Source organism: Ornithinimicrobium pulveris (genome assembly GCF_050261105.1).
In the GTDB taxonomy this organism is placed as follows: Bacteria; Actinomycetota; Actinomycetes; order Actinomycetales; family Dermatophilaceae; genus Ornithinicoccus.
On record NZ_CP189837.1, the window covers coordinates 88,258 to 103,810 of the forward strand.

The window sequence follows — 15,553 nt, forward strand, 5'->3', positions numbered from 1 at the left end:
CCTAGTCGCGCGCGCGGGTGCTGCCGGGCAGTCGCAGGGTCAGCCCCCGCAGGGTGTACCCCTCGATCAGGTCGTCCCATCCCAGGTCTGGCTCCTGCTCGATCGTCGGCCGCAGCGCCAGCACCTGCCGCAACAGCACATCGGACTCGAGCATCGCCAGCGGTTGACCGGGGCACTTGTGCTCGCCATCGCCGAAGGCCAGGCCCGCAGCGTTGACGCCCGGAGGCAACTCGCGTCCTGGGCAGAGGGACAGTGGATCGGGACCGACGACGTCCTCGTCGGCGTTGGCCGATCGGATGCAGACATCCAGCAGGTCCCCGGGCTGCGCGCTCAGGCTCATCGGCTCATCGGGCGCCACCTCCGCGGCCGGGCTCTCCAACTCCCCGCCCTGGCTCTCCTTTCCTGAGCCCGCCTGCCCCGCACTCCCCTCGAACGGGATCTCCTTCTGCACCCGCCGATACAGATGCCCCACGACCGGCTCCAGCCGGATGATCTCGTGCAGGATCGCCAGCCGCTCGACCTCCTCGGCCGCCAGATAGCGCTCCAGCAGCGCCTCGTCCGAGAGCAGGTGCCAGGCCGCCATCACGATGAACTCCCGCGTCGTCACCATCCCCGCGGTCCCGTAGGTCACGCACTCCACGAGGATGTCGACGTCGCTGTAGCCCTCCTCGATCAGGTGGCTGATGATGTCCGCCCGCGGTGCTGTGCGCCGGGCGCGCACGGCTGGCCGCACGTCCGACCACCAGAACCGCAGCACCGGCACCAGCCCGTTCTTCGCCGCTGCCGCCCACTGCCGGTTGGTCCGGCCCAGGTCGGCGCGGGTGATGTCGAAGGGCGGTTGGTTGAAGAAGCTCACCAGCCGCCGCGCCATCCGCGGCACGGACGATTCGGTCAGCCCGACCACCTCGGCGGTCACCTCGACCGTGTAGAGCAGCGCCAGCTCATCGAGCTCGCACCGGCCCTCACCCCGTGCAGCTCCCACCAGCCGTGCCGCGCATTCGTCCATCAGCTCCCGATACCGCTCCTCCACCACCTTGGGAGCCAGGAATCTCGCCACCTTTCGCCGTTGCTCGTCGTGCAGCGGGCCGTCCGAGACCAGGATCGGGTGCAGCTTGAGCCGTTGCGGGATCTTCTCCGCGGTGAACCCGGCCTGGGTCGTCGCGTGCCGCGCGCGCAGCACCGACCTCGCCTCGCGCAGCCCGCGCACCCGCCACACCGCGCTCACTCCGGCCTCGCCGCCAGGATCCACACGCTCCAACCGGGGTGTGCTCGGCTCGCCCGGTCGGACGGCTCGCCGGTCACTCACCGCGAGCCCCTGCCGGCGCAGGATGCGCTCGCTCGCCGCAGCAGCCCGACGCCCCTCCCCACGCTCATCCCCGCGCCCGTATGCCGCTTCTCGCCCCCCGCGCAGCCCGCGCCACCGCGGTGGTCACCAGGGCACCGGCCAGTCCGGCACCGGCTCCGATGGCCATCGTCCGAGCGCTGGGGCGCCGCTTGAGGATGCCCTGCAGCGGCACGGTCCAGATGTCCTCGCCGCGCACGCCCCACCCTGCGAGCAGTCGGTTCGCGGCAAGCACCCCGGTCACGGCGGCGCGCTCCATCAGGGCGATCGGCCAGTCCACCCGCAGGCCGTCGCCGGCCAGGACCAGCCCGGGATAGGGCGTCTCGACGGTCAGCCGCTCCCGCCAGGCGCCGGTGCCGACCAGACCGCAGTCGTCCTCGATGAGCAGCTCCTCATGGACCACACCCAGGCCGCGCGTTTCCGGATAGACCTCGTGCAGGGACGCCATCAACCGCTCGCGCACCACTCTCAGATCCAGCCCGCGCGGCCCCTCGCCCGCCAGGGCCGCATCCCGGACAGGGTCCACGGCATAGCCGTGCATTTCGACCACTGAGCCCCCGTGCTCGGCCGTCCACGCGGCGGCGCCGTCCTCGAAGCGCTCGAGCACGGTCACATTGTCGAGCAGGTCATACCCGCTGGTCCCGAGGAAGGCCTCGCGCTCGGGCGCGACCTCGCCATCGAGCCAGACCCGCAGCACCGCGAACGGCGGCGCGTTGACCCCGGCCTCCACCCGGCGGTGCCAGTCCTGCTGCGCAGCAATCACCCCAGACCATCTCGATCCACCGCGAGACGTCTCCGCCGAGCCACCTCCCGACGCCCCGCTCAAGCCCGCCACCAGCTCCCGGGTCGCCCGTGGATCGGTCGCCAGCACCACGGCGTCGGCCTCGAGCTCCTCAGCCACCTGCTCGGGTGAGGACGAGGAGTGGGTGTGGATGCGCCATACGGGACGGAGGGTGTCGGCCGGCTCGATCAGCGAGGTCACCCGTGAACCCAGCCGCACGTCGACTCCGAGCCCCTCGAGATAGCGCCCGAGCGGCGCCCACAGGGCCGTGTCGTAGTCGTCGTCGGGCACGTCGAAGAGCAACCCCTCCGAGCTCCCCGTGAAGTAACTGTGGAACATCCCGACCAGCTCGCCCGCGCCGAACTCCGTCGGATGCGCGAAGAAGGACCGCGCGAACACCTCCAGCGCCAGGTGCCGCGCGCCCTCGGGGAAGCGGAGCCGGTCCAGGAAGGCCTGCGCAGACTCGCCGTCATAGCGGCCGTGGCTCTCCGGATAGGACACGTCGATCAGCTCGACCGCGCTCGGGATGTGCACCGACGGCAGCGCGGCGACCGGGAAGGTCGGGCTGCGCAGCACGAAGGCGAGCAGGTTGGCAGGTGGCGTGGGCGGCAGCGCGGCGAAGGAGTCGGTCAACCCGTCCCCGCGGCGCAGGGGGTAGTCGGGCACCGGGACGAGGTGCGCGAGCGTCGGGTCGGCGCGGCGGAGGAGGGCGCGCAGCGTGTAGTACTGCCGGAAGAAGGCGTGGAAGCCCCGGCTCATCGTGCGGCCATCGCCGAGCGGCCACGCGCGCACCCGCCCGCCGAGCTGCTCGCAGGCCTCGACCAGGGTCACCCGGACCCCGCGCTCGGCGAGGATGGTGGCGGCGCCCAGGCCCGCGATCCCGCCGCCGACCACGACGACATGGCGGTCCTCGCCGACCTTCGCCGACCCGGGGGCGGCCGGGTGGCGGACGGCGTGGGGGTCGCGGCCGGGGACGAGCGGGCGGGTCATGCGGTGCCTTCCTGGCCGGGGGCGGTCTCGGGGCGGCGGGCGAGGACGGTGTGCAGGATGCCGCGCTGCCAACCCCGCGCGGTGCTCCAGGTCAGGTCGGTCAGGCCGGCGCGGGTGAGGCGGGCGGCGAGTTCGTCAGTGCTGTCGTTGTCGAGCACGCTGCGCCACAGGTAGGCGTAGATCGCCGGGTTGCCGCGCAGCGCGATCGCGAGCGGGGTGACGATCCCGAAGCAGACGACGGTCCAGATCGCCTGTGCCACAGGCGATCCCTTGACGTGATAGTCCTGCAGCGCGATCCAGCCGCCGGGCGCGACCTGGTCCCGGATCGCCGCGACCACCGCGTCCCGTTGGTCCGCGGGGACGTTCCTGAGCAGGTATGCCGCGAACGCACCATCCGCCTGGCCGGCACCTTCGCGGGCGGCCACCTGGGGCAGGTCCTGGGCGTAGGCCTGGACGAAGCTGACGCCGCTCGGCCAGTCCTTGGCGCGGGCCTGGTCAAGCATGCCGACCGAGGAGTCAAGGCCGATGATGCGTGCGTCCGGGCCGGCGGCGTCGACCAGGGCCTGGGTGGACAGGCCGGAGCCGCAGCCGAGGTCCCAGAGCGTGAGGGATGGCGGGGTCGAGCCGCCCGCACCGGTGGTGAGTGCGGCACCCGCATTGGTGGTGACTACGGCACCCGCCTCGGTGGTGACTGCGGCGTGTGCGCGAGGGGCTGCGCGGCGCACGCGGGACACCAGGCCGCGGGCGGCGTCGGCGAGCGCCCGGTGGTAGCCAGGGTTCAGGCGCGTGAGCAGGTCATAGCGAGGGGCGGCGCGGTTGAACTGCTCGGCGAGCTGCATGGGATGAACCCTATGTCGCGCCTCTGACAGACCTGCAGATCACCCGGTGGAGAGAGGACGAATGTCATACCGCGCTGTCGGTGCTCGGGCATAGCGTCGTGGTTATGACGACAGCACCCGCATCACGAGGCGCCGCGCCCGCGCTCGAGGCCAGCGGTCTGGTCCGCCGGTTCGGCACCCTCACGGCGGTCGATGACGTGAGCCTGCGGATCGAGCCGGGCCAGACCGTGGGCCTGCTCGGTCCCAACGGCGCCGGCAAGACCACCGCGATCTCGATGATGGCCGGGCTCCTCACACCGGATGCCGGCAGCGTGCACCTCAGCGGGGTGGACATGCTCAAGGACCCGCTGGCCGCCAAGCGCCACCTGGGGCTGGTGCCGCAGGATCTGGCGATCTATCCCGAGCTCTCGGCGCGGGACAACCTGCGCTTCTTCGGGCAGCTGCAGGGGCTGCACGGCAAGGAGCTGAGCGGCCGGGTGGGTGAGGTGCTCGAGACCGTGGGGCTGGGCGATCGGGCCAAGGGGGCGGCCAAGAAGTTCTCCGGGGGCATGAAGCGTCGGCTCAACATCGCCATCGGCCTGCTGCACCGCCCAACCCTGCTCATCCTCGACGAGCCGACCGTCGGCGTGGACCCGCAGTCGCGCAACGCGATCCTGGAGTCGGTCGAGGCCTTGACCGACGAGGGGATGGCGGTCCTCTACACGACGCACTACATGGAGGAGGCCCAACGACTGTGCGACCGGATCGCGATCATGGACGCAGGCCAGATCCAGGCCGAGGGGACCCGGGACGAGCTGGTGGAGCTCACGGGCGGGGTGGACACGATCGCGCTCGCCGGCAGCGGTGATCTCGACGCCGCCGAGGCGGCGCTGCGGGAGCTCCCGCAGGTGCAGCAGGTCGTGCGCGACGGCGCAGGGCTACGGCTCACCGTGCACGGGGCGGCGACCTCGATCGCCCAGATCGTCACTGCCGCCAGCGGGGCCGGGATGGCGCTGTCGGACGTCCAGATCACCCGGCCCGACCTGGAGTCGGTCTTCCTGCACCTCACCGGCAAAGCGCTGCGGGACTGAAAGGGGCTGAGCCGAACATGCTGCGTTCCTTCTTCGCCCTGATCGGGCACGATCTGCGTCAGCAGCTGCGCGACAGCTCGCTGCTGATCTTCGGGGTGGCGATCCCGCTCGCGCTCTCCTTCGTCTTCAGCCTGGCCTTCTCCGGCCTCGACGATGTCGAGCTCGAGCCGGTCTCCGTCGCCGTCGCGACGCCCGCCGATGATCAGGCCGCGCAGGCGATCGGCGAGGTGCTCCGCTCCTCCTCCAACCCGCAGTTCCAGGTGACCGTCCGGGAGGTCGCCGCTGACGACGTGGCTGGCGAGGTTGCCGACGAGACGGGCGGCGCAGATGTCGGTGTCATCGTCCGCGATGGCTTCAGCGAGGCCCTCGGCGCTGGCGACGGGTCGGCCGCCGCCACGGTGCAGGTCACCCTCGGCCGCGACGCTGGCCTCTCCGGCGAGGTGGTGGCCGGCATCGTGCGCTCCACCGTGGAACGGATGGATGGCGACGCAGCCGCCGTCGCGGTCGCCACCACCTCCACCACCGACGGCACTATCGACCCCGCTGTCCTCGGTCAGGAGCTGGCCCAGGCACAACCCGAGGTCGAGTGGTCCGCCACCGAGGTCAGCGGTCGCACGCTCTCCCTCGCGGGTGGCATCGTGGCCGGTCAGGCCGGGATGTTCCTCTTCTTCACCGTCGGCTTCGTGGTGCTCACCCTCCTTACCGAGCGCGAGTGGGGCACGCTGGCCCGGCTGCGCTCGATGCCGATGCCGCGCTGGCTGCTCCCGGTCGCCAAGGCCACCGTGGCGCTCCTGCTCGGCGTCGCCTCCACCACCGTCGTGCTGGTGGCCGGCTCGTTCTTCCTCGACGGCGTCGACTTCGGCAGCTGGGCGGTGGTCCTGCCCCTCGTCGTCGCCGTGGTGGCGGCCGCGACCTCAGTGATGTTCATCATCCTCAAGGTCGCCCGCACCTCCGAGCAGGCCTCGCTCGCCATGTCCGTGGTCGCGATCAGCCTCGGCATCGGCGGCGGCACCTTCTTCCGCATCTCCACCGACGGCTGGATCGGCCAACTCCTGCAGATCAACCCGGTCGCCGCGCTCGGCCGCGGGCTGGGCATCACCGCCGGGGGTGGCGGCCTGGCCGACCTCACCCCCGTGCTGCTCACCCTGCTCACCTTCACCGTCGCCGTACTCATCATCGCCCGCCTCATGCCGGGCCGGAAGGATGCGCTGTGAGATCCGTCCTCGCCCTCGCCGGCCTCGAACTGCGCCGCTTCCTGGCGGACAAGTTCAACCTGTTCTTCGTCTTCGTCCTGCCGCTCATGCTGGTGGCCGTCCTCGGTCTGCAGTCCGGTCAGTCACCCGAGGCCCGCATCGGGCTGCTCGCCGGCTCGGCCACGGGCAGCGCGACCAGTTCCGCCACCGGCACCGACCCCACGACCGGGACCACCGACAGCCAGTCCGTCCTCACCCGAGCCACCGACCACCTGGAGAAGGAAGGGGTGGAGGTCACGACATACGGGGACCGGGACGCCCTGGACCTCGCCGTCGGTGAGGGCTCCGTCGACCTCGGGATGGTGATCAGCGCGACCGAGCCGCTCGGCGTCGAGCTCGTCTCCGTCGGCGACCCGCACCCGGTTGCGCAGGCCCTCGCCAGCTCCGCCGCTGACGCGCTGGCGGTCGAGCAGGCGCGCGGCGAGGCGCTGACCAGGGCCGGAGCCGACCAGGCGACCGTGGACGCCGCCCTCGCCGGACCCGATGGTTGGCAGCCCGCCCAGGTGGAGGTGACCAGCACCAGCGCGCTCGGCGAGGCGTTCGCGGGGGCGAGCCGGTTCGAGGTCGGCGCGAGTGGACAGTTGCTGCTCTTCGTCTTCCTCAACACGCTCGCCGCCTCCGCCGCGACCATCCAGGCCCGCCGCAGCGGCGCGATCAAGCGCGGCCTCGCGGCGCCCGTCACCGCAGGTCAGACCGTGTCCGGTATGGCGCTTGGTCGCCTCGTCATCGCGCTCTTCCAGGCGGGGTGGATCGTGGGGATGAGCAGCCTGCTCTTCGGGGTCCAGTGGGGTTCGCTCCTCGCGGTCGCGGTGGTGATCGCGATCTTCGGGCTGATCGCCGCCGGGTTCGCGCTGGTCATCGGCGTGATCATGGACGCGGAGGGGCCGGCGAGCGGACTGTCGGTCGGTGGCGGGCTGGTGCTCGCCGCGATCGGTGGCTGCATGGTCCCGCTCGAGTTCTTCAGCGACGGATTGCGGCAGGTCGCGCTGCTCACGCCGCACGCGTGGGGCTATGAGGCGCTGGCCGAGATCACCCGTCGCGGTGGTGGGCTGGGCGACGTCCTGCCCCAGCTCGGCGTGCTCGCCGCGATGGCGGTGGCGGTGCTGGCGCTCGGGGCATACCTGATGCGCCGCAGCCTGCAACGCGCCATGTGACCCCTCGGCCCCGGGGTGCACCTCCCTCAACCCAGGGGTGCAGTAGGGATAGCACGGGTGACATCGTCCTGTAGCCCGATGTCACCCTTGCTCAGGCGACTGCACCCCGCGATCCGGGTGGGTTGCCGACGGGATCACCGCCCGAGCGTCGCCCGCGCCAGCTCGAGCTTGGACCGGACCGGCATCCGCGCGAACATCCCCCACATCGCGCCGGCCATCCCGCCCGCGCCGCTCGCCCGCGACCAGAACGCCCGCTGCCGCTCCCCCGGCAGCCGCCCGAAGGCGTCGAAGAGGTCCAGCGTCCCTGGCACGTCCAGCCGCAGCAGGGCCCGCAGCCCGGCCTCGCGCAGCAGGTCAGCGGGCCCGGGCGGATCGAGCCGCTGCGGCACCGTTCCCTCGTCGAGCCCGGTCACGATCCGCTGTGCCACCGCATCCGCGGTCAGCAGCGAGTGCGCCACGGAGTAGCCGGTCACCACATTCCCGCCTCGCCCCGCGACACCCACGGTCAGCACGCCCTCGGGCCCGGGTCGCCCGCGCCCGCGCATCGGGATCCGCACCACCTCGCGGTCGATCGGGTCATCGATCGCCGCCACCGCCACCCCGCGCGCGAGCAGCCGCCGCCGCAGCCGCGCCCGCAACTCCTCGATCGGCAGCCCTGGCGCCGCCGCCAGACAGGTCTCCTCCAGCAGCACCGTCCCGTCCCCGAGCGGGATCGCATAGAGAAAGGTCGCCGGCCCCCGCACCGCACCCGGCTCCGCCCAGTCGGTCCGCCAGTCCATGAGCAGTCCTTCGGCACCGTCCAGCGCCGGCGCCGCCTCCGGCGCCCCCACCACGATCCCGTATGCCGTTTGCGCAGGAGCAGGGTCGCCCGCACCCGAGCCGTCTCCCGCAGGTCGGGCGCCGCGCGCATCGACGACCACCCGCGCGGTCGACCGCAAGGCCCGCACGTCCTCATCACTCAGCCGCTGCGCGCGGATCTCCACACCCGACAACGGGAGTGCGGACTGGAGCGCGGAGTTGTTCAGCACGGCATACGGGCGGGGCAGGACGTGGTGGCCGTGCGCACGGATCTCGGGTGCCCGGATGAGCGAGCGGACCACGCCGGGAGGTGCGTCGCCGAGCTCGGGTGCCCACACGCCATACGTGGGGGTCCAGACCGCGTCGGGGCGCGGGTCGATCGCGAGCACCGACGCCCCCCGGCTGGACAACCGCGACGCCAGCGCACGCCCGGCCGGCCCCAGGCCGACCACGGCGACGTCGAAGATCCTCACCTGGTCGAGCCTACGGGCCGGGTCAGCCCAGGTAGGCGTGCACCAGCGGGACCACGGAGGCGCCCTCACCGGTGGCCGAGGCGACGCGCTTCATCGAGCCCGCGCGGACATCGCCGACGCAGAAGACGCCCGGCGCGGACGTGGCGAGGTCCCCGGGCGGTCGTTCGTCGACCCACTGCTCGGCGGGCAGGTCGCGCCCGGTGAGCACGAAGCCGTGCTCGTCGCGCAGCACCTGCGCCGGCAGCCAGTCGCGGTGTGGCTGCGCACCCAGCAGCAGACAGAGCCCCTGGATCTCGACCTGCTCCCGCTCCCCCGAACCGCACGTCCTCAAGGGTGACCCAGGCGAGCTGCCCTTCCTCGGTCCCCCCGTCGACGACCCGCGCATGCCCGCGCACCGTGATGCGGGGGTTGTGGAGCAGCTCGCGGATCAGGTAGTCCGACATCGTGGCCGACAGATCGGGCCGCCGGACGACGACGGTGACGCTCCGCGCGAACCGCGCGAGGTGAACAGCCGCCTGACCTGCGCTGTTGCCACCGCCGACCACGATCACGTCCAGGTCCTGCATCTCCGGCCCGGCTGCCATCGCCGCGCCATAGTGCACTCCGTTGCCGACGAGTTCCTCGATCGCGGGCACGCCGAGCCGCCGGTAGGCGACCCCGGTGGCGACGATGACGGTGCGCGCGCGGACCTCGCCACCCTCGGTGATGACCCGGTGCGGCTGCCCCTGCGCACCCAGGACGAGCTCCTCGGCCGGCCACCCGGTGAAGAATCGCGTGCCGAAACGCAGCGCCTGGCTGCGCGCCCGCTGGGCCAGGCGCATGCCAGAGATGCCGCGCGGGAAGCCCAGGTAGTTGCGGATCATCGAGCTCGTGCCCGCCTGCCCACCGATCGCCTCGGCCTCCAGGGTGATGGTGGACAGGCCCTCGCTGGAGGCGTAGACGCTGGCGGCCAGCCCGGCCGGACCCGCGCCGACCACCACGACATCGACGACGTCATCGACCTCGATCTCGTCGGGACGGCCATAGAGACGGGTGGCGAGCGCGCGCACCGACGGGCAGTGCTCGGCGTCCCCGATCCAGCCCGCGACAACCGGCCACCGGTCCGGCTCACCGCGATAGCGCGCCAGCACCTCGCGGCCCACCTCGGAGTCCGGCGCGTGCACGCCATACGGGGCGCCGGTGCGGAAGAGGAAGTCGGTGAGCGAGCGGGTCAGCCCGTCCACGACGGGGGTCACGACCGTGACCGACTCGACCTGCGGGCTGGCGACGGTGGAGTTCCAGTCGTTGAGCAGTTCGACGACCGCGGTGTGGAACTCCTCGTCCCTCGTGCCGCGCGGCAGCAGCAGCTGGGCGTCGAAGGCACCGGAGACCAGGTGCGGGCGCAGCGCGCGGGAGTGCTCCATGAAGCTGCTCCACGGGGAGACGACGAGCCGGCGGGCGGTCGGGACGACAGCGCGCATGGCGGCCATCGCCTTCTCCACCGGCATCACCGCGACGGTCGAGTCGAGCACGAAGAGCGCGACCTGGCCGCCGCCCTCGATGATCTTCGTGGTGCAGTCGGCGGCCTGCTGCGGGGTGGTCTCGACGTGGACGTCGTACTCCTGCGCGTAGCGGCCGAGCTGGGCCGTGAGCACGTCGGCGTGATCGGTGGACAGCGCGACGATCGCGGGGGCGCCGAGGTCGACGTCGTGCGCGGTGGCCTCCGCCGGCATCTCGTCACGGTGCGGGTCGAGCACCGGCTCGTGCTGCGGGTGCTGGGCTGGGTGCTGATCCCCGGTCATCTCCATGCGCACATTGTGCGTGCTCAGCGTCCCGTATGTCGTGTGCCGGGTCGGGCGGGAAGGCTCCGGTCTCGGGCGGGCTGGGTGAGATCGGGGTAACGTCGAGGCACGCCGGGGCACGGCGGGTGTCCCTCTCGACTGGCAGGGAGTAGCTCGTGACCACGACATCATCCAAGGCTCGACCGGCCGCCTCGTTCCTGTTGGCCGCGGGGCTGGTGTTCGGGCTCAGCGGCTGCGGGGGCGGTGACGACGCCACCCCCACCACGACGCCGGAGACACCTGCGGCCACGGCCGAGGCTCCGGAGGAGACGACCGGCGATGACGCCGAGGAGACCACCGAGGAGCTGACCGACGCTGCGGGGCAGACCGCGGACGCGACGGACGACGGCGCGGACAGCACGGGCACGGGCGGTGACTACGCCGAGGGCGTGCCGCCGTTGCCCGAGATCTGGCCGGATGTCCAGGCCAGCCTCGATGAGGCCGAAGCGGTCACGGCGACGCTGAGCGGCGATCTCGAGGGCTCTGACATGACGATGGAGCTCGAGGGCAAGAGCGATGACAGCGAGTACGTCATCGAGATGACGATGGACGACATGAGCGTCGCAATGCTCACGGTCGACGGCACCTTCTACATGAAGTCCGACGAGGCCTTCTGGATGGACTCGGGCCTGACGCAGGACCAGGCCGCGATGATGGCCGACCGCTGGATCGAGGTCCCGGAGGATGAGGCGCCGGCCGGGCTGGGGATCGGCTTCCTCTTCGAGGAGTTCAGCATGCTCGAGCCGAGCGAGTCCGACATGGACGGCGCGTCGGGCGTGATGGACGAGGTCGACGGCCGCGAGGCCTATCACTACACGCTGGCCAACGGGTCGCAGATCTGGATCGCGGCTGACGACAGCGCCGAGTTGCTCCGGATGAGCGCGGACGAGGGCGGAGAGACGATGGAGATCGTGATCCACGACTGGGACGCCGAGCCGGTTGAAGCACCCGAGGACGCCGTCTCCATCGAAGAGCTGATGTCCGGCGGCTGATCGGCGCCGCATCTGGCAGGCGGCCTGAGCACTCCACCGGCCTGACCGGCATCGCCGCGTGGCCGCATGGCGGGGGTTCGCCGAGGGGCAGACAAGATTACTCACGGAATGCAAGGCAATATCGCTGCATTCCGTGAGTAACCTTGTCTGGGACGCGGGAAACTGGTGCGCCCGGCCCCGTGACGCCGGACCACTCGCATCGGCAAGGCCGCGCTACGTCGGACCGCTCCCATCGCCCGCGCCCTGGGCCACGCCAGCGCCGTCGACATCCACCGCCGCGCCGCTGAACTGCGCGTTGTGCAGGCGCCGATAGGCACCCTCGCGCTCGAGCAGCTCCTCGTGGGTGCCCTGTTCCACGATGCGGCCCTGCTCCATCACGATGATCAGGTCGGCATCGCGGATGGTCGAGAGCCGGTGGGCGATCACGAAGCTGGTCCGGTCGGCCCGCAGCCGTGCCATGGCCTCCTGCACCAGCAGCTCGGTCCGGGTGTCGACCGAGGACGTCGCCTCGTCCAGGATCAGCAGTGAGGGCTGGGCCACGAAGGCCCGCGCGATCGTGATCAGCTGCTTCTCCCCGACCGAGACCGTGGACCCTTCGTCGTCCAGGACCGTGTCATAGCCCTCCGGCAGGTGCTGCACGAAGCGATCGACATAGGCCGCCTCGGCCGCCGCCCGCACATCGGCATCCGTCGCACCGGGCCGCCCATAGGCGATGTTCTGCGCGATCGTGCCCTCGAACAGCCACGTGTCCTGCAGCACCATCCCGACCCGCGAGCGCAGGTCCGCCCGCGTCATCGTCGTGATGTCCCGCCCATCCAGCGTGATCCGGCCGCCGTTCAACTCGTAGAACCGCATGATGAGGTTCACCAGCGTCGTCTTGCCCGCACCGGTCGGACCGACGATCGCCACCGTCTGACCCGGCTCCGCGACCAACGAGAGGTGCTCGATCAGGGGCTCTTCGCCATACGAGAAGGACACGTCCTCAAACTCGATCCGCCCACTCCCGGCGCCCCGCCCCGCCGGCGGCGCGTCCGAGGGATCGGGCAGCTGCACCGGAGCGTCGAGCAGCTCGAAGACCCGCTCCGCCGACGCCACACCCGACTGCAGCAGGTTGGCCATCGAGGCGACCTGGGTGACCGGCTGGGTGAACTGGCGGGAGTACTGGATGAAGGCCTGCACCGACCCCAGCGACAGATTGCCGGTCGCCACCTTCAGCCCACCGACGACCGCGACCAGCACATAGCCCAGGTTTCCGATGAGGAACATCGCCGGCATGATCACGCCGCTCATGAACTGCGCTCGCCAGGTCACGTCATACAACTGCTCGTTCGTCTCCCGCATCCGCGCCGAGATCTGCTCGCGCCGACCGAAGACCGTCACCAACTCGTGCCCGGTGAAGGCCTCCTCGATCTGACCGTTGAGCGTGCCGGTGTGCGCCCACTGCGCCTTGAACAGCTTCTGGCTGCGCGAGGCGATCAGCAGCGTCACCACCACCGAGACCGGGATGGTGGCGACCGCGATCAGCGTCAGCCAGGGCGAGATCCACAGCATCATCGCCAGGATCGCCAGCACCGTGACCAGCGCGTTCAGCAGCTGCCCGAAGGTCTGCTGGAGGGTCTGCTGGAGGTTGTCCAGGTCGTTGGTGACGCGCGAGAGGATCTCGCCGCGCGGCTGGCGGTCGAAGTAGGACAGCGGCAGCCGGTGCAACTGGTCCTCGGACTCCTTGCGCAGGTCGCGCACGGTCCACATGGAGATCCGGTTCACCATCCGCACCGACAGCCACATCAGCAACGCGCCGCCCAGGTAGAGCCCGAGCACGAGCAGGATCGTGCTCGCGACGGCGTCCATGTCGATGCCCTGCCCGATCACCAGGTGCGGGGTGCCCTCGACCAGGTCGGCGAAGGTGGTCTGACCCTGGGAACGCAGCACCTCGGCGGCCTGCTGCGGCGTCGTCCCGGCCGGGAAGGTGCGCCCGAGCTGGGTGCCGATCAGCCCGGCGAAGACGTAGTCGGTCGCCTGCCCGAGCACCCGCGGCCCGAGCACCGAGAGGATGACCGCACCCAGGGTCAGGGTCACCGAGACCGCGATCCGAAGCCGGTATGGCGCCAGCTGGCCGAGCAGGCGCCGCGCCGACTCCTTGAAGTTGCTGGCTTTCTCCACCGGCTGGCCGAAGCCCGGACCGCCGCCTCGGGGGCCCCTGGGTCCCGGGGGTGGCGTAGGGCGCTGCGTCTCCTTGAGCTCGGGCGCGTCACTCTTGTGGTCGGTCATCTCAGCCCACCTCCCCAGCGGTGACGTGCTCCTGCGAACGGACGATCTCGGCATACGGGGGGCAGGTCTCCAGGAGCTGCGCGTGGGTGCCGGTGCCGACCACCCGGCCCTCGTCCAGGACGATGATCTGCTCGGCGTCGACGATGGTCGAGACGCGCTGGGCGACCACGATCACGGTGGCCTCGCGGGTGACCGGTCGGAGCGCGGCGCGCAGGCGGGCGTCGGTGGACAGGTCGAGGGCGGAGAAGGAGTCGTCGAACAGGTAGATCTCCGGGCGGGCGACGAGGGCGCGGGCGATGCAGAGCCGCTGGCGCTGACCGCCCGAGACGTTGGTGCCGCCCTGGGCGATCGGGTGCTCCAAGCCTTCGGCGAAGGAGCCGACGAAGTCGTCGGCCTGGGCGATCCGCAGCGCCTCCCAGAGCTCCTCGTCGGTCGCGTCGGGGTTGCCGAAGCGCAGGTTGCTGGCGACCGTGCCGGAGAAGAGGTAGGGGCGCTGAGGGACGATCCCGACCCGGGACCAGAGGTCGGCCGGGGCGAGATCGCGGACGTCCACCCCGTCGACGACGACCGCTCCGTCGGTGACGTCGGCCAGCCGCGGGATCAGGCGCAGCAGGGTGGTCTTGCCCGAGCCGGTGCCGCCGACGATCGCCGTCGTGGTGCCGGGGGTGGCGCGGAAGGAGATGTCGTGCAGGACCGCGGCTTCGGCGCCGGGATAGGTGAAGTCCACGTCGCGCAGGTCCACGCGGCCGGCCAGACCTTCCGGGTCGGGGCGGACCGGGTTGGTGGGGGTGGTGACGGTGCTGTCGGTCTGAAGGACGGCGCCGATGCGCTCGGCCGAGACCCCGGCGCGCGGGATCATGGTGGCGACCATCGTGGCCATCATGATCGACATTAGGATCTGGATCAGATAGCTGATGTAGGCGGTGAGCGAGCCGACCTCCATCTGGCCGGCCTCGACGCGGTGGGCGCCGAACCAGATCACGCCGACGCTGGACAGGTTCATGATCAGCATGACCATCGGGAACATCAACGCCATCAGGTCGCCGACGGACAGGCCGATCCGGGTGAGCTCGGTGTTGGTGGCGCGGAAGCGGTCGGTCTCCTCGCGCTCGCGGGTGAAGGCGCGCACGACCCGGACGCCGCTGATCTGCTCGCGCAGGATCCGGTTGACCGCGTCGAGCTGCTTCTGCTGGGCGCGGAAGAGGGGGACCATCCGCCAGATGACCAGGCCCATGCCCAGGAGCAGGGCGAGCACGGCGACGGCGATGAGCGGCCAGAGCCCGACGTCCTGACGGATCGCCATGATGACGCCGCCGACGCCGGTGATCGGGGCGGCGACCAGCATGACCAGGGACATGAAGGTGAGTTGCTGGACCTGCTGGACGTCGTTGGTGTTGCGGGTGATCAGGGTGGGTGCGCCGAATTCGCCGAGCTCTCGGGAGGAGAAGGAGAGCACGCGGTCGAAGACGCCCGCACGAATGTCGCGGCCCACGCCCATCGCGACCCGGGCCGCGGCCCAGGTGGCGCCGATCTGTGTGACGGCCTGCACGGCGCTGACGCCGAGCATGATCGCGCCGAGTTCCCAGATCAGCCGGGTGTCGCCCTTGGCTACACCGTCGTCGATGATGTCGGCGTTGAGGGTGGGGAGGACGAGGCTGGCGATGGTCGCGATCAGCTGGAGCACCAGGACCACGATCACCAGCCCGGTGTAAGGCCGCAGGTGGCGGGTCAACAGGCGAACGAGCACCCGATGATTGTGCACCTCTCACCTGG

Annotated in this window: 11 protein-coding genes; 4 read left to right on the forward strand and 7 right to left on the reverse strand. The window is 71.2% G+C overall.

Annotation, left to right across the window (positions count from 1 at the left end):
• Position 1: 1 nt before the first annotated feature.
• From ACQBAT_RS00365 to ACQBAT_RS00375, 3 genes are all read right to left on the reverse strand, one after another.
• On the reverse strand, positions 2–1,306 hold the full coding sequence (locus ACQBAT_RS00365) for a cytochrome P450 (RefSeq protein WP_420746236.1): 1,305 nt from the start codon (positions 1,304–1,306) through the stop codon (positions 2–4).
• Between the two features lie 64 nt (positions 1,307–1,370).
• A complete protein-coding gene (locus tag ACQBAT_RS00370; RefSeq protein ID WP_420746237.1) occupies positions 1,371–3,113 on the reverse strand; it encodes an FAD-dependent oxidoreductase in 1,743 nt (580 codons plus the stop codon).
• Entirely contained in the window at positions 3,110–3,952 is an 843-nt protein-coding gene (locus ACQBAT_RS00375) for a methyltransferase domain-containing protein (protein WP_420746238.1), read from the reverse strand. Before ACQBAT_RS00375 ends, ACQBAT_RS00370 begins: the two co-directional genes overlap by 4 nt.
• A gap of 104 nt (positions 3,953–4,056) precedes the next feature.
• Between ACQBAT_RS00375 and ACQBAT_RS00380 the strand changes: the two genes are divergently transcribed.
• From ACQBAT_RS00380 to ACQBAT_RS00390, 3 genes are read left to right on the forward strand one after another with little or no spacing between them, the layout of a single operon-like run.
• A complete protein-coding gene (locus ACQBAT_RS00380; protein ID WP_420746239.1) occupies positions 4,057–5,022 on the forward strand; it encodes an ABC transporter ATP-binding protein in 966 nt (321 codons plus the stop codon).
• 17 nt (positions 5,023–5,039) lie between these two features.
• Complete coding sequence (locus tag ACQBAT_RS00385; RefSeq protein ID WP_420746240.1) at positions 5,040–6,236, forward strand: ABC transporter permease; 1,197 nt, start codon at positions 5,040–5,042, stop codon at positions 6,234–6,236.
• Positions 6,233–7,429 (forward strand): ABC transporter permease, encoded by a 1,197-nt coding sequence (locus tag ACQBAT_RS00390; RefSeq protein ID WP_420746241.1) that lies wholly within the window; start codon positions 6,233–6,235, stop codon positions 7,427–7,429. Before ACQBAT_RS00385 ends, ACQBAT_RS00390 begins: the two co-directional genes overlap by 4 nt.
• Before the next feature lie 134 nt (positions 7,430–7,563).
• On the opposite strand, the gene ACQBAT_RS00395 is transcribed toward ACQBAT_RS00390, so the two are convergent.
• Positions 7,564–8,700, reverse strand: coding sequence for a lycopene cyclase family protein (locus ACQBAT_RS00395; protein ID WP_420746242.1), 1,137 nt, complete (start codon positions 8,698–8,700; stop codon positions 7,564–7,566).
• A 65-nt stretch (positions 8,701–8,765) separates the two neighbouring features.
• Positions 8,766–10,487, reverse strand: a complete 1,722-nt coding sequence (locus ACQBAT_RS00400) for an NAD(P)/FAD-dependent oxidoreductase (protein WP_420746243.1) — start codon at positions 10,485–10,487, stop codon at positions 8,766–8,768.
• Positions 10,488–10,636: 149 nt separating this feature from the next.
• Here ACQBAT_RS00400 and ACQBAT_RS00405 point away from each other — a divergent pair, with 149 nt between their 5' ends.
• Complete coding sequence (locus tag ACQBAT_RS00405) at positions 10,637–11,512, forward strand: hypothetical protein (protein WP_420746244.1); 876 nt, start codon at positions 10,637–10,639, stop codon at positions 11,510–11,512.
• A 213-nt stretch (positions 11,513–11,725) separates the two neighbouring features.
• On the opposite strand, the gene ACQBAT_RS00410 is transcribed toward ACQBAT_RS00405, so the two are convergent.
• Entirely contained in the window at positions 11,726–13,780 is a 2,055-nt protein-coding gene (locus tag ACQBAT_RS00410; protein ID WP_420746245.1) for an ABC transporter ATP-binding protein, read from the reverse strand.
• A gap of 1 nt (position 13,781) precedes the next feature.
• Positions 13,782–15,527: an ABC transporter ATP-binding protein gene (locus tag ACQBAT_RS00415; protein ID WP_420746246.1), complete on the reverse strand. Its 1,746-nt coding sequence runs from the start codon at positions 15,525–15,527 to the stop codon at positions 13,782–13,784.
• Positions 15,528–15,553 lie beyond the last annotated feature (26 nt).